This window comes from Dactylosporangium sp. NPDC050588 (genome assembly GCF_040654975.1).
Classification (GTDB): domain Bacteria; phylum Actinomycetota; class Actinomycetes; order Mycobacteriales; family Micromonosporaceae; genus Dactylosporangium; species Dactylosporangium maewongense.
On the sequence record NZ_JBFAJA010000245.1, the window covers coordinates 1 to 1,064 of the forward strand.

Here is a 1,064-nt window from a genome sequence, read left to right on the forward strand (position 1 = left end):
ACGGTGGATACCGCTTGCTCGTCGTCGTTGGTGGCGTTGCATTTGGCGGTGCAGGCGTTGCGGTCGGGCGAATGCGACCTCGCGCTCGCCGGCGGGGTGTCGGTGATGTCCACGCCCATCGTCTTCCAGGAGTTCTCGCGGCAACAGGGCATGGCCGCGGACGGCCGGTGCAAGTCGTTCGCAGCGGCGGCCGACGGCGCGGGCTTCTCCGAGGGCGTCGGTGTGCTGTTGGTGGAGCGGTTGTCGGATGCGCGGCGTCTCGGTCATCGGATTCTGGCGGTGGTGCGTGGTTCTGCGGTGAATCAGGATGGTGCGTCGAACGGTTTGACGGCGCCGAACGGTCCGTCGCAGCAGCGGGTGATCCGCCAGGCTCTGGCCTCGGCCGGTCTGTCGGCCGCCGATGTGGATGTGGTGGAGGCGCACGGCACGGGTACCCGGTTGGGTGACCCGATCGAAGCGCAGGCTGTCCTCGCCACGTATGGGCAGGATCGGGAGCGCCCGGTCCTGCTGGGGTCGGTCAAGTCGAACATCGGGCACACGCAGGCCGCCGCCGGCGTCGCGGGCGTGATCAAGATGGTGTTGGCGATGCGGCATGGTGTGGTGCCGTCGTCGTTGCACATTGATGCGCCGTCGCCGGAGGTGGATTGGTCGGCGGGTGCGGTGGAGTTGGCGGCGAAGACCATGGTGTGGCCGGAGGTGGCGCGTCCGCGTCGGGCGGGTGTGTCGTCGTTCGGGGTGAGTGGCACGAATGCGCACGTGATCTTGGAGCAGGCTGCTGAGGAGCCGGAACCGTCTGCCGTTGCTGACGGTCCTGCGGTGTGGTTGTTGTCGGCGCGTTCTCGCGAGGCGTTGCAGGCGCAGGTCGGGCGTCTTGCGGCGTTTGTTGAGCAGCGTCCGGAGGTGTCGGCGCATGCGATTGCTGCGGGTTTGGCGCGGCGGGCGTTGTTGCCGTATCGGGCGGTCGCCGTTGATGGTGTGTTGGATGGTTTGGTGTTGCCTGTGGTGCCGGCGGCGGATGTTGGTGTGGGGTGGTTGTTTTCGGGTCAGGGTTCGCAGCGGGTGGG

At 67.9% G+C, this 1,064-nt stretch carries 1 protein-coding gene; it reads left to right on the forward strand.

Annotation, left to right across the window (positions count from 1 at the left end; translation table 11 throughout):
• Positions 1–1,064, forward strand: a 1,064-nt coding sequence (locus tag AB0I21_RS57530; RefSeq protein WP_360574556.1) for a beta-ketoacyl synthase N-terminal-like domain-containing protein, incomplete at both ends; no start/stop codon positions are given.